This window comes from Vallitalea sediminicola, assembly GCF_054408565.1.
The window spans coordinates 83561-97158 of sequence record NZ_BTPT01000001.1 but is presented as its reverse complement, the minus strand read 5'-3'; the positions used below and the strand labels follow the sequence as shown (position 1 = coordinate 97158).

Here is a 13598-nt window from a genome sequence, read left to right as displayed (position 1 = left end):
ATATTATGTATTTAAAGTTATTTTACATCAATATTTAATTATATACAACAATTGATTATAACATATATTAATATTAATATGTATATAAATCTACAAATTTTATAATTATCTGTTTTTTTTACTCAATAACAACAATATGTGTACAAGAAACTATATTCACATCTTTTTTCATACCTTAAATAATCTATTAAACTACTAAATAAAAAAAGACCTCCCCACCTGAAAGTCTCAACCCCTATTCAAATTCCCCCATATATCTAATCTTAATAGCACTAAGTGCCAATTCAAAATTAAAATCATCTAACCCATGAAACAGATTAATTAATGAATCATCATTTTCTTTAATTAATACATACGCTAATGTTAATAATTTTATAGATGTTTCATCATATAATTGATTACTATTAACACACTGTTTTCTCATTACCCTTTTATCAAAATCATATATTTGATACAATTTATTATATAAATCATCATTACCAGCAACTATGTAAAACAACGACTTTCTTTTAGTACCTAATAACTCTATACCATCCCTTTCAACCAATTGAAAATAGTAATGTTTGTCTGACCGATAGGGTGAAAAATAATATACTAACTGAGTTTAATGTTAACAAAGATTGGTTTGTTTCTGGAAAAGGTGAAGTGTTCACCAATAGTACTTCTAACTTGATGATGCAGGCAGAAAACAAGTTTTAGGATATATTCATCGTTTGTTGGAAGAAAAAAATATTAACTAATAAAACCCATAATAATATCCCACCTAAGGTTGCCCTCAGAAGGGATATTATTTGTAATTAATAACTTGTACACTCTACTTATAGTAACACTATTCATTTACCTGTAAATTGTTCTTTAAGAGCTGAAATCATTATCTCCCATTCCATTCACATTACTATTGACCCAGCTAACAATTTTCCTTTATTATATACTTTTTTATCTGCTTATAATTCTTTTTGAATATCTATCCCTAAATCTTTTCCGTATGCGTAACCCTTGTAACATATGATCTATCGCATCCTCTTTATTACTATAAACCGCAATTATATCAAGATTACCACGTTCACTTGTATCATAAATCTCCCAATTACACTTCACACTTCTAATACCAATTATATTCTCTGATAAATCACTACCCTCAAAACAATGTTTACCTAGTTTCTCTAATTTAATAATGTTTAATGCTTCATCTTGGGTCATAATCTACCTCCTATTTTATTACTTCTAATAGTTTTAAATCGACTAAAATATCTATAGGAAGTGGTAATTGATATTGTATACTACCACCAGTATTGCAACCAAATCCTTTTGCTATTTGACCTTTATATATTACCAAGTCATCATAAGTCAGATTTTTATATTTCATATAGCCTTCAATATCAGCCTTTAGAGTTGCATCTGGATGATTCTTAATAATTTTTTCTATATCTTGAAAATCATCTAAAAAATTTATATTGATGATATTTTGAAGAATCTTCAATATATGATATTAATCTTTGATCATATGAGTATGGTTGATCATCAATTACAGGAGAAGTAAACCTTCCATCTAAAGGTCTTTTCTATTCCATCTACAAGAACATTTGAATCTTTTGGAATTTGACTTTCATCTGACTATTTACCCGTTTGTGCAAACTCATCTGCATAACTCGTTTTTCTATAAGCATCATATTTATTCAATTAACTTTTTAAAATACCTAGTCCAGTTAAACATACTATTGGCATTGGTAATAGGTACTATAGAATAATAATATTTTTAAAAGTGATGGAACGACTAATTTTGTCAATCCATCACTTAACTGATTATTATTGTTGCTATTAACTTTAAATCTTTTAGTTACTTCCAATTATTTCTAACTAGATATTTGTCAGGTATCCTCATTTCTACCTCATCTCTAATATCATTGAAAAATTTACTCATGTTTGCATTGTCAAACCATTTTTCGGTAGAATTTAGGACAATTCCATATTTGCCATTAACAATGGCACACATTAAACTCCCTCTATCATATGTGAGTCTTAAGATAAAATATCTATATACCTCAAACTCTATAGAAACAGTTACATGAGGTTCATCGCGATTTTCACATACACATATATCATCAATCTTACCTTGAAATTCACACTTTAGACTACTCAATAATATTTTTTTAATTTCTTCTGATTTATTATTCTCCAATCCAAAAATCTCCTATCTTTTCTAGTGTAGTATACCCATATTTTTCTTTTAGATAATTCCATTCTTTTCTTAGCGCTGTTGTAGCATTTGTTGCAGCTCTTGGATCATGTGAGAACTTAATCACTTTATTACTGTTAACTGCATCATCTATCGCAGGAACATTGAATAAGTCAAACATATCATCATCAGTTAGTTTTTGAGCTTCCTTTATTGAATCCCATTCTGAACCTAAACTAAAGAACATAGAATCATCACCAGCTTTGGTAATATATGAATTTGGTCCTGGTATTGACCAGTCAATAGTTCCATCTGGCAATGTTGTACCTTCATACCTCCCAAACACTATCGACGGTTTGTCAGCATTATGAAGAGATTTAGTTCTTATAGAATTAAAGTCGTCGACTGAAATCTTTCCAAGGACTTTCCCATCAATTACATCTAGACCATCAACAAGTTTACTCGTTCCCCCAATACCATCTTCACCATAAACCCTATCAGGCATTACATCATCTTTATGTGAATCAACCAAACTATCAAATCTACTCTTTTGAATAGCAGTTAATTCATCATAAGATATTTTAACTAATTCATCATTATTCAATATAATTTCATAATGATCTTTCTTTTTAAATATCTTCTTGACTGATTTAACTAACTCAGTAATTTTCATTTTCAATAGCTTCTTAATATTACTACCCATGTCAACAACATTTTTTACTGCTTTTCTAAATCCACCGTTTTTAACAAATTGAGTTAAACCCTTAATTCCTTTTACTAAGGCACCTGCTTCTACAGCGATACTAATGGCTTCACCAATAAGTTGACCAATCATAAAACCTTTATCACCAGGGTCAGCATTATCATATTCATCTTTCCATTCATCAATAGTCTGCTTTATCATGAGTTTCATAAGTTCTCTATTTTTTGATGAAAAAGGAAGGCTTACTACAAATTTTATAAAAAACCCTAATTGTTCTGGATTAGTAAACACGGAGTATATACCTTCTATTGTATCATATATACCTTTGATAGGTGAAGTGACACCACCAAAAAATAATCCTGCTCTAAATTCTTGATCTTGTTCTTTTTTACTGGAACCATAGACTAATCTTGCCCATTCCATAAAAGCTGTTCTTTTTAACTGCTCAAAATCACCTTTTTGAAATTGATATAATGCTTCTATAGGATAATAATATTTTTTAAAATAATTGTATGCATCTTCGCTTTCATATTTATTCTCTGATGTTATATTGCCAAGTTTTCTATCCTTAAAAGGTAATGCTGGTATATTCTCAAAATATTCATCTGGTAAAGCATTAGAGATATCAATATCAGTATCATCTTTCATTAATTCCACCCAATGCATTAACACCATGAGCTTGCATTCATCAGGTAATGATTTATACGTTGTTTCAAGATTTATTCTATTAGAATATTTATAAGCCTCGCAATTACGCAAAAAATATTCAACATCATCTTCAAAATCATAGTCTATATCGCTATCTATTTCCCCAAAGATGTTTTCAAAATTAATATCATTTACATAGTCATTGTCTTTAAATATATCTTGCATAGCCTTTTTTAAAGCAATAATATCTTTGTCGTCATATTTAAATACCTTGCTAGAAGACCCTCCAGAACTTTCACATACCTGTTTTTTGTGGAAATTTCTATTATCAGATTCCGATTGTGGTTCTCTCATTGGTATATGGGAATCATCATCTAATAGATTAGCCAATGAAAGAAGTTCGTTTTCTACATTGTTATATGAATCAGCAGAATCATTCATTAACTTAATATATGAATCCATGTTATAAACACTATCATTAAGTTGTTTTAAACATGTATTAATCATTCCATTAATAGCTTGTCTACATTTCACATCATAATCAATATTAGATGTAATATTCATGAAGTCATCTTTTATATCTTGTATTTTACTACAAACATATGATATAGAATAGGTTTTACTTTTTAAACCATCAGTTTGTATTTTAAAAGTATCCAACTTTACCCTCCATTTTCGAGTTATAATGTCTAATATTTCGCCATTTATTAATGTTTATTATCAATTAATTTATTAATAATTTAACAATACAGCATAATTGATAGCTATCAGCAATTTAATTAAGCTTAGACATTATAATAAACAATTCGCTATGATTTTTCAACAAATCCTGACGAACGGTATGTTTAATCGGATAGAATGCAATCAAAAGTAAAAATGAACAAAAATCAAGTATGATTTTTGTTCATTTTTATCTTCAAAAAACTTAAATATACAGCAAAAAGAGCAGAAAATAATTCTCTGCTCCTTGCTGTATGATTACTATATATCCTTAGGAAATTAAGATGTTACTCCATCATTCTGAAGATAAATTAATATATTTATTTAATATTTCTTCTGGAATATGACAATAATCATTTGGACATTTAGCCAACCTATTTTGATGTTCTTGTGCACTTCTCACATAGTTTGTAAGAGGTAAAATTTCAACAACCATAAGGTCACTATCATTTATCTTACTAATAAACGTCTTTGCCTCTTCCAAATGTTTAGATTCTTCACTATATACTCCTGTTCTGTATTTCTCGCCAACATCCTGTCCTTGTTTATTCAAGCTATATGGATTAATTATTTCAAAGAAATATTCCATTAATTGCTCAATAGTTACAACAAATGGATCAAATTCTGTTTTTACACATTCAGCATAGCCATCATAATCACCCTCAAGTGTATTATTTGTACCATTCGCTCTTCCCGCTTCTGTAAACGTAACACCAGGTAAAGTATTTATGAAAGCCTGTACTCCCCATAGACATCCACCCGCAAAGTATACTGTTTCCATGTTGTATCTCCTCTTTATTTTATTTATATATCCTTCGGAAATTCCAAATAAAATGATACTCCATCTTCGTCATTTACCGCCCAGACCTTACCTTTATGAAACTCCACTATTTGCTTCACAATAGTCAACCCCAAACCAAATTTACCTTTATTACCTTTTTGAAATTGATTAAATAAGGTAGATACCACTTTATCATCCATAAGTTCACCATCATTCTGAAGATGGATTAATATATTGGTTTCATTTTTTTCTAAGATTATTGACACTTTTTCTTTCGCATATCTCATGCTATTATCAAGCAAATTTTCAATTACAACCGTCATCTGATTTTTCTTTCCTAAGATTATTGCATCATCATCTAAGTCTATATCCCAAGTTAACTTAGGATTTGCATACTCAAATCTTTCAACTACACTTTTAATTAAACTTTTAATATTAATCTTTTCATTGGCTTTTTCATGTTTAGCCATATACTCTAGCTTTGTTAAATATAATAAATCCTTTATACGTTTTTGAAGTCTTTCTGCTTCAATATCGATAACGTGCATAGTACTGTTCAGATCACCTTTTGGATATATACCGTCTTCCACTGATTGAGCATAGCTTCTAATAACCATAACTGGAGTTTTGAGCTCATGTGAAATATTTTGAAGCATCCATTGCTGAGCATCATCTCTTTTTACTAGCTCTTTTCTCATATCTTCTATAGAATATGCCAATCTTCCAATTTCATCTTTACGTTTAGATATTATAGGATTATACCAATCTCTTTTAGCTATTTTTCTAACATCTATTTCCAATTTTTCTATTGGACAAGTTAGATATTTAGCTATTCTTAATGATGCTACTAATGAAATAATAATTCCTATAATAATAATTATTATGAATCTAGAAAATAAAGTTTTTACCAAGTTATTTCTATAAGTATCCCACATAAATGAAAGCAAGAATAGTTCTTCATCAGCATTATCAAACTTATAAATCACATAAAATAGTTTTTTTCCGTTTATATTTTTTTCATATCTTCTTGTTTGTGATTCTTGATTTTTAAATTCATCTAGTATTTCAGTTAAAAAATCGTCTGAACTATTACTATCCAGATTAAGCAATTTTAATTGTTGCATCATTATATTAGATGGATATTTAATATGAGTGACATTTCTTATATTATTCATCAAATCAGTTTCTTCTAATAATTTGACATAATTTTGTTTGTTAAAATTTTTATTAGTATATTTCATTTGTGTAGCTTCAATAGTGTTATAAACTTCATCAGTAAAAAAGTCCCTTAAAAAAAACATAAATAAAACTGCTAATATTAATAATACACCCAATAGAATGCCACATGTGAAAATCCATATTTGAAAAGCTAAGGATTTATTCTTCAAATTATAATCACCTGCCCTCTATATATTTTCATCAATATTCATTCTATATCCAAAACCATATATTGTTTCAATATTTAGTTCTGGCATTTTTTTCCTAAGTCTCCTTAATAAATCATCTACAGCTCTATCGTTACCAAAATAGTCTTCTCCCCATACAGAATTCAATATATCTTCTCTTGAAAATGCGTAATTTTTATTTTTTACAAATAATAATAATAATTCAAATTCTTTAGATGTTAAATTTATTAGATTATCATTTAAATAAACCATTCGTTTTGCTTCATCAATATAATACGAAAATATATATAATTTATTAGATCTATCCCTTGTAGTCTTTCCTTTATAAACTCTTAATAAGAGTTTTTTTATTCTTAATACTAATTCTCTTGGTAAAAATGGTTTAGCTAAATAATCATCACTTCCCATTTCAAGTCCTATTACTCTATCCAAATCTGCATCTCTTGCAGAAATAAAAATAACAGGTATATCTGAATTGGTTTCTTTTATTTCCTTTATTAATTCATATCCATCAACCCCTGGAAGCATTATATCTAAAACCCATAAATCAGGATAATCATTTATAGCTTTTTCAGCATCATATCCATTTAAAAATGAAGTAATATCCCATCCTTCTTTTTGTAAATAAGAAGTTAAAATACTATTTAAATTTTCTTCGTCTTCAACTAAATAAATTTTATATGACATTTAATCTCTCCTTGCATAATATTGTCATAAATAAAGAGTTTCCCAAACACCTTCTAATTTTTATATCCTATGTAAATTATTATACAGTTACTTCCTACAAAATAATAGTTCCTATTGCTTTATTATAATTTTATTTTAATACAAGGAAATAATAGATTTGTTTTTCAACGATATTATAATAAAACAAACGTGGATATAATCACGTTTGTTTTATCTTCATTTATTATTTTTATTTACTATTTATACTTTTATAATTATTAATTCAAAAAATCTTTTACTATTCTTTTGTCTATTGAAACATTGTTGGGATTTTATTGTATTTTAATGATGATATATTTATTGATTAATTGATTTACTTGAACTATAAATATCCTTTAAAAGTTTTTGATATTTCTCTATTGTCATTTCACCCTTTTTAACTTTTTCTTTTGCTTCTTTCATCAATTGTTTTTGTTCTTCTGTTAATTTAACTATTATAGTTTCCTTTTTAGATGATATATTTTCATTTATTGTTTTTATTGGAATTTTATTTTCTTTCAAATACTGCTGATATTCTTCCATTGTCATTTCACCTTTTTCAACTTTTTCCTTTGCTTCATTCATTAATTGTTTTTGTTTTTCTGTTAATTCAACGATTTTAGTTTTATCTTTAGATGATGTGTTTTTATTTATTGATTTTATTGGAATTTTAATTTCTTTTAAGTACTGTTGATATTGCTCTATTGTCATTTCACTTTTTTTAACTTTTTCCTTTGCTTCATTAATTAATTGTTTTTGTTCATCTGTTAATTCAACTTTTGATGTTATAACCTTTGATGTAATATTTTTACCTATTGATTTCGTTGGAATTTTATTTTCTTTTAAAAATTGGTAATATTCCTCTATTGTCATTTCACCTTTTTTCACCTTTTCCTTTGCTTCATTCATTAATTGTTTTTGTTCATCTGTTAATTTAATTCTTTCATAAGATGTTGAATTAATTTTTGGGATATTATTTTCTACATTCACCTCTGACGCTAATGCTGTACTTGGTAATACTACTGATAAAGCTAATACTGAAGATAAAATAACTTTTTTAAATTTTAACATGTTAACCACTCCTTCATCATTTTTTTTCGAAAGGTTGATTTGATTACTTTGTTCTGTAATTCCTTTCGTTAAGCATATTATACCTATTAATTTTAGAATAATTATCTAATAAATATGTAAAATTATGTAATCGATTCTATTCAAAAAAAGCAATGAGTAAGAATTAACTTATCATCGCTATAACGGTTAACCATTCAATTCATTATTTGTTTCTCTTTCCTTATAATAATAGTTAGTATGTGACCATTCTTTAATTAAGTCCCAATCTCTAATAGCTTGTGCTGAATTGGTTTTGTCTGATACATATGCTATATTTCACCACATTAGTCCATCCACTTCACACTAAATTCAGAAGCCATATCACATGAATGTAAATAATTAATAAATGATTCCATTTCAAAATTCATTGGAATTTCCATGCTACAAATCGTTTTTAATACCTTTTTTGCATCCTCTAATATATTTCCTTTTATATAAGAAAGCATACAATCAATTACTAATTTAGGTTCGCTCTTTGATGCATGAAATAAATAGTCGCCCCATTCCTTCCATTCATCCTCTGTCAAGTCCTTCAGATTTTCAATTAGAGGGTAAGGTGTGAAGCTAGTATATTTATCAGCTAGTTTAAACCCAACGCTTTTAGCGGTTCCTATGGAGCCTTTATTACAATCTACACATAACCAGTCTATACTTTCATATCCTTTTGCAAAGCATTTCTGTACAACTTTTGATACTACTAATTTTGCAAATCCACATTTACGATATTTCTTGTCTGTATGAATCCCGATTGCAATTTTCTTATTGTAACTACAATCACTCAATGACCAACTTACGATATCTCTATCATTTCGTATGTAATAGCCAACCCCATATTTATGAAATGTCTCATCATCCTTCCAGTTATCTATCCAGTCAATCAAATCCTCTACATTATTATATTTCATTTGTCTTAACAAATTAAGATTTACTTCTTCAAGATAATAGCCTTCTGGCAATTCTACATTTATTTCTTTCTCCAATCTATTTTCAAGTATGTAATGTCTCCTAGTATATGCTCTTATAAATTTATCTTTGTGATTAGAACATATGACATCTCTCCATTCACTTGTATCAGGTGTGACCGTATCCCAAAAGTCCATGTTTTCAAATACTGCTTTGTTAAATTCTAAATCCTTAGCATCCCCTGCAATATAATTACATTCACAAGTTTTAATTAATGCAGCAGTTGGATGAGCAATACTATTTACATATACCTCTCCATTCATAATTCCATTTATTGTTGAATAAACCGATAATTCATGATTTGATTTTATTAAAGGTATAATTTTATAAAAATCATCCTTAGTAAGTTTATACACTTTTTCCATTTATTTCCCCCATTATTTATAATAGTTACCCGAATATAATATTATGTAATCAAAGCTATTTTATTACAATATCTATTTATATACATGAATTAATTATAACATATACAACTATTGTTTTGTATGTAATGCTATTAATCTTATAATTTCATAATATTAATATGTATACAAAAATCCTACATTATTCTATCTTAATCAAAACAACTAAAAACTCAGAAAAAAGACCTCCCCACCAGAAAGTCTTAAATCCTATTCAATTTCCCCCATATACCTAATCATAATCACCACACTAATTATATATGCATTTTTTCATATTCTGATTTCGTAAATATTCCTCCAATTGCAGATTGAACCCCTCTTTCTTTATTACCTTCAAAGTACTCAAAGTCAGGCAATTTTTTTCAAAAACACAACAACAAAGCTAATAGCTGAAACTGACATTAACAACGCTATTGGTAGGTGTAGACGTTTTAACAAGACATAATCTACTTTCCCAATACTTAGTAATGCACCTGTTACAAATAGAGCTAAGATACATATTACTATGATAATCAAAAAAAGAACTAACCAAAAATCATTCCTAATAATAGATGTATATTGCTTAATATATAGATAACTATATATTATCATCGCTAATGCTACGACTTTATGGATTGTAAATAAAACATCATTATATGGCTTTCCATTTTTACTTAATAAGAATCCAAAAATCACTACTATACTCAAGGCAAATATTGTTATAATCCCTTTAAATATCATATTCATTTTCATTTTCATCTCCTCAATTAATAATGTCTTTAAGCATTATCTGTGGATGGTGATATTGCATGACATGAGCTGAATTCTCACCATAATTGATTGCCCCTTGTCTACACCAATGAATACATGCCATACATTGCTCACAATGATGATTCCAGACGGGCTTATTATCTTTATAAGTTATATTTTCTGCAGGGCATACACGAGCACACAAACCACATGAAGTACACTTCTCTGATACTAAAAATTTCGTATCCATTAAAGGGATAGCTTCAAAAAAAGTATCTGGCTGTTCACCTTTATATCCAGCAACTTTTAACCATTGTCTTTTTTGCAGTGTATCTCTTAAATTGAGTTTATCAACTAAATTTTCAATGAATTGATCGCTCAACTCAACATTTCCTGAAATCTTTCTTTTAATCGAATCAGTAATCACTTGAATTTTATTCTCAGCCTCTTTGTACTGAAGACGGCATTTTTTCTCATTTGGAACCTTCACCGAAAACGATGCATACATACCTTTTCCAATTTTACTAGGTCGCAAATAATTATATGGCATTCTGACAGCAAAACCAATATCTAATTTGTTATTTTGATCTTTTAGCATGTCTTTCAAATACTTTAATGCTAATGTAGGTTTATCACCATATGTTGAAACACCATATATATAATTAATATCCACATCTCTAAGCCTCTTTACAAATTGTTCCACCATCACAGGTAGTCCTTGATGATATACTGGAAACACTATACCTAGACTATTATAATTTCTATACATTTCTTTTCTAAATAACGACTTCCTTATTATTTCAACCTCTGCACCTGTTGTCTTTGCTATCTGCTTAGCTACGAACAAAGAATTTCCTGTTCCAGTAAAACAATAGATTACATCATTCTTCATAAAGCTCTCCTTTTAGTATATCAATATAAAGCTGATTAAATACTTTCATAGCTTCGACCACATCATTCTGATCTTTTCCCCATGCATCATTAAGGATATATGTGTCATTGTAAGTTTTTAAGCCGTGATAATATGTATCTACTACAGTAGCTATATCACACGCTTTTACCTCACCTTTCTCTTGGTATCCTTTTAATATCTTTATAGTTGCATTCCTTACATTGTCATAATTATTATTCTCAGACAACTCATAAGCCACAGGGTTAATATAACTTTCCATCACAACCAATCTCATAATTGCTATGAAAAGTGGGTTAGTGAATGCACTTTGTATTCTTTTAAGATTTTCTTTCATAAAGTTATCTACCGACATCTTTTCCACGACCATATCAACTTCTTCATCTGTGAATAATACTTCATCACCTTTACTTATCATTAAACCCATAATTTCTCTAAACAAACTTTCTTTTGACTTAAAGTGATTATAAAAGGAACTTTCTTTTATCCCAACACTGATGCATAACTTTCTTATTCCAACATTACTATACCCTTTTGCAGAAAATAATTGTATACCACTGTATAATAAACGCTCTTTTGTGTTCGTACTTTGTTTAATTAACATATCAATTGATTCCATAAGCTCTCCTTTACTAACGGTCGTTAGTTAGTATTTTACGGCATATGATTATATTTGTCAACTGATTGAATTATTAAATATTTTACCATATAGATAATTAGTATGTACTCTAAATAAAAAAAGACCTCCCCACTGGAAAGTCTCAACCACTATTCAAAATCCCCCATATATCTAATCTTAATAGCACTAAGTGCCAATTCAAAATTAAAATCATCTAACCCATGGAACAGATTAATTAATGAATCATCATCTTCCTTAATTAAAACATACGCTAATCTTAATAATTTTATAGATGTTTCATCATATAATTGATTATTATTAACACACGCTTTTCTCATTGCCCTTTGATCAAAGTCATATATTTGATACAATTTATTATACAAATCCTCATTACCAGCAACTATGTAAAACAACGACTTTCTTTTAGTATCTAATAACTCAGTACCATCCCTCTCAACCAATTGAATAAATCTTCTCATGTGCAATTTGTTTCTTATAAACATTTCGCATCACCTTTATCATTCTCATCTCTTTCTTTTTTATATAATAAATACTTAGCTAAGTTGAGAACCAACACCCTCTGTTCTGTTGATAGTTGTGATGTTAACTTGATTAATTCCTGTGAATCTTGTTCATATCCCATATTTCTTAAAACGCCTCCTATAATGTTTGTTAAAAACATTATATTCCTTCTATATGTTCTTGTCAATCACAAAAATTGCTTTTATAGTTCTTGACAAACACTTTTTTCTCTTTTATACTCTTTTTATGGAGGTGTTTATTATCCGTTCACGTATAAAGGAATTAAGAAAAATATTAGATATTAATCAAGAGCTTTTTGCTCAGAGAATTAGTATGAGTCGCTCTAATTTAGCCAATATAGAAAATGGTAATGTTTCTCTGACCGATAGGGTAAAAAATAATATAATAACTGAATTTAATGTTAACAAAGATTGGTTTGTTTCTGGAAAAGGTGAGGTGTTCAACAATATTACTTCTAACTTAATCAGCCAGCTAATTAAAGAAAATTCACTTGATGAAATTGATAAACAAACGTTAACCTATTTTATAAAACTTGATGATACAGGCAGAAAACAAGTTTTAGGATATATTCATCGTTTGTTGGAAGAAAAAAATATTAATCTATAAATATATAGAATTAAATAAACATCCCATCTAAATTTGCACTTAGAATGGGATGTTTATTTATTAATTGATAGATTTAGATACTATAAATGATTCTAAAGTCTCTTTACTATTAATTTCACTATTTTATTCTCATCAACATGAGTTCTCGCCTTTTTAAATATTTTAGCTATACCATAATTCATCAGAAATAACATCAGAAGCAGAAACTGTACTTTCACTTATTTTTATATTCCATTCATCAATAAATAATTCGATATAATTAATTAAATCTGACACATACTTCGTATCAACCACAAAAACACGCTGCTTGTTCCATATTTTTTCTATTTTGACATCTAATGTTAAATCTTCTTTTATATGATCTAGGAAGTCAAACATCATCAATTTAAAGCAAATATTATAACCTTCAATAATAACTGAAACTAACGTTTGTTTTCCTTCTCTTGTTTGTTTGATTCTTAAACCATCTTTTCTAAACCATTTAGTTTGTTCTTTTTCTCTTTCTAAATCCATAATTCCCACCTTAATTTTCTATTCCTAAAATCATGTTCATACCTTTGAATACGCTGAATCATTCA

The 13598-nt window shown here is 28.1% G+C and carries 16 protein-coding genes and 1 pseudogene; 1 reads left to right on the top strand and 16 read right to left on the bottom strand.

The annotated features are described in order from the left end of the window. Positions 1–235: 235 nt before the first annotated feature. The 15 genes and pseudogenes from ACX6CF_RS00445 to ACX6CF_RS00375 all read right to left on the bottom strand — a co-directional run. Positions 236–556: pseudogene (locus tag ACX6CF_RS00445) on the bottom strand (DUF6075 family protein); the annotation flags it as partial. Between the two features lie 380 nt (positions 557–936). Next, positions 937–1200: a hypothetical protein gene (locus ACX6CF_RS00440; protein WP_458783317.1), complete on the bottom strand. Its 264-nt coding sequence runs from the start codon at positions 1198–1200 to the stop codon at positions 937–939. Positions 1201–1210: 10 nt separating this feature from the next. Next, positions 1211–1480 carry a hypothetical protein gene (locus ACX6CF_RS00435; protein ID WP_458783316.1) on the bottom strand — a complete coding sequence of 90 codons (270 nt, stop codon included), beginning with the start codon at positions 1478–1480 and terminating at the stop codon, positions 1211–1213. Positions 1481–1837: 357 nt separating this feature from the next. Next, positions 1838–2179, bottom strand: a complete 342-nt coding sequence (locus ACX6CF_RS00430) for a hypothetical protein (protein WP_458783315.1) — start codon at positions 2177–2179, stop codon at positions 1838–1840. After that, positions 2169–4187, bottom strand: coding sequence for a hypothetical protein (locus ACX6CF_RS00425; RefSeq protein ID WP_458783314.1), 2019 nt, complete (start codon positions 4185–4187; stop codon positions 2169–2171). The genes ACX6CF_RS00430 and ACX6CF_RS00425 overlap by 11 nt, the downstream gene beginning before the upstream one ends. A gap of 355 nt (positions 4188–4542) precedes the next feature. Then, a complete protein-coding gene (locus ACX6CF_RS00420; protein ID WP_458783313.1) occupies positions 4543–5028 on the bottom strand; it encodes a peptide-methionine (S)-S-oxide reductase in 486 nt (161 codons plus the stop codon). 23 nt (positions 5029–5051) lie between these two features. Next, positions 5052–6416 (bottom strand): sensor histidine kinase, encoded by a 1365-nt coding sequence (locus tag ACX6CF_RS00415; protein WP_458783312.1) that lies wholly within the window; start codon positions 6414–6416, stop codon positions 5052–5054. A gap of 18 nt (positions 6417–6434) precedes the next feature. Beyond that, positions 6435–7121, bottom strand: a complete 687-nt coding sequence (locus ACX6CF_RS00410) for a response regulator transcription factor (protein WP_458783311.1) — start codon at positions 7119–7121, stop codon at positions 6435–6437. 336 nt (positions 7122–7457) lie between these two features. Then, positions 7458–8210: a hypothetical protein gene (locus ACX6CF_RS00405; protein WP_458783310.1), complete on the bottom strand. Its 753-nt coding sequence runs from the start codon at positions 8208–8210 to the stop codon at positions 7458–7460. Positions 8211–8533: 323 nt separating this feature from the next. Next, a complete protein-coding gene (locus ACX6CF_RS00400; protein ID WP_458783309.1) occupies positions 8534–9577 on the bottom strand; it encodes a GNAT family N-acetyltransferase in 1044 nt (347 codons plus the stop codon). A gap of 384 nt (positions 9578–9961) precedes the next feature. Next, positions 9962–10345, bottom strand: a complete 384-nt coding sequence (locus tag ACX6CF_RS00395) for a hypothetical protein (RefSeq protein ID WP_458783308.1) — start codon at positions 10343–10345, stop codon at positions 9962–9964. 10 nt (positions 10346–10355) lie between these two features. Then, positions 10356–11234 carry an EFR1 family ferrodoxin gene (locus ACX6CF_RS00390; protein WP_458783307.1) on the bottom strand — a complete coding sequence of 293 codons (879 nt, stop codon included), beginning with the start codon at positions 11232–11234 and terminating at the stop codon, positions 10356–10358. Next, positions 11224–11871, bottom strand: coding sequence for a TetR/AcrR family transcriptional regulator (locus ACX6CF_RS00385; RefSeq protein WP_458783306.1), 648 nt, complete (start codon positions 11869–11871; stop codon positions 11224–11226). The genes ACX6CF_RS00390 and ACX6CF_RS00385 overlap by 11 nt, the downstream gene beginning before the upstream one ends. A gap of 149 nt (positions 11872–12020) precedes the next feature. Continuing rightward, positions 12021–12374, bottom strand: a complete 354-nt coding sequence (locus ACX6CF_RS00380; protein ID WP_458783305.1) for a DUF6075 family protein — start codon at positions 12372–12374, stop codon at positions 12021–12023. Beyond that, positions 12365–12553, bottom strand: a complete 189-nt coding sequence (locus ACX6CF_RS00375; protein WP_458783304.1) for a hypothetical protein — start codon at positions 12551–12553, stop codon at positions 12365–12367. The genes ACX6CF_RS00380 and ACX6CF_RS00375 overlap by 10 nt, the downstream gene beginning before the upstream one ends. A gap of 14 nt (positions 12554–12567) precedes the next feature. Between ACX6CF_RS00375 and ACX6CF_RS00370 the strand changes: the two genes are divergently transcribed. After that, positions 12568–13020 carry a helix-turn-helix domain-containing protein gene (locus ACX6CF_RS00370; protein ID WP_458783303.1) on the top strand — a complete coding sequence of 151 codons (453 nt, stop codon included), beginning with the start codon at positions 12568–12570 and terminating at the stop codon, positions 13018–13020. A 162-nt stretch (positions 13021–13182) separates the two neighbouring features. On the opposite strand, the gene ACX6CF_RS00365 is transcribed toward ACX6CF_RS00370, so the two are convergent. Further along, positions 13183–13533 (bottom strand): hypothetical protein, encoded by a 351-nt coding sequence (locus tag ACX6CF_RS00365; protein ID WP_458783302.1) that lies wholly within the window; start codon positions 13531–13533, stop codon positions 13183–13185. Positions 13534–13598 lie beyond the last annotated feature (65 nt).

Coding starts and splice junctions, on each gene's coding strand:
- ACX6CF_RS00440 (WP_458783317.1), bottom strand. CDS start 1,200: ATGACCCAAGATGAAGCATTAAACATTATTAAATTAGAGAAACTAGGT.
- ACX6CF_RS00420 (WP_458783313.1), bottom strand. CDS start 5,028: ATGGAAACAGTATACTTTGCGGGTGGATGTCTATGGGGAGTACAGGCT.
- ACX6CF_RS00410 (WP_458783311.1), bottom strand. CDS start 7,121: ATGTCATATAAAATTTATTTAGTTGAAGACGAAGAAAATTTAAATAGT.
- ACX6CF_RS00405 (WP_458783310.1), bottom strand. CDS start 8,210: ATGTTAAAATTTAAAAAAGTTATTTTATCTTCAGTATTAGCTTTATCA.
- ACX6CF_RS00400 (WP_458783309.1), bottom strand. CDS start 9,577: ATGGAAAAAGTGTATAAACTTACTAAGGATGATTTTTATAAAATTATA.
- ACX6CF_RS00395 (WP_458783308.1), bottom strand. CDS start 10,345: ATGAAAATGAATATGATATTTAAAGGGATTATAACAATATTTGCCTTG.
- ACX6CF_RS00390 (WP_458783307.1), bottom strand. CDS start 11,234: ATGAAGAATGATGTAATCTATTGTTTTACTGGAACAGGAAATTCTTTG.
- ACX6CF_RS00385 (WP_458783306.1), bottom strand. CDS start 11,871: ATGGAATCAATTGATATGTTAATTAAACAAAGTACGAACACAAAAGAG.
- ACX6CF_RS00380 (WP_458783305.1), bottom strand. CDS start 12,374: ATGTTTATAAGAAACAAATTGCACATGAGAAGATTTATTCAATTGGTT.
- ACX6CF_RS00375 (WP_458783304.1), bottom strand. CDS start 12,553: ATGTTTTTAACAAACATTATAGGAGGCGTTTTAAGAAATATGGGATAT.
- ACX6CF_RS00370 (WP_458783303.1), top strand. CDS start 12,568: ATGTTCTTGTCAATCACAAAAATTGCTTTTATAGTTCTTGACAAACAC.
- ACX6CF_RS00365 (WP_458783302.1), bottom strand. CDS start 13,533: ATGGATTTAGAAAGAGAAAAAGAACAAACTAAATGGTTTAGAAAAGAT.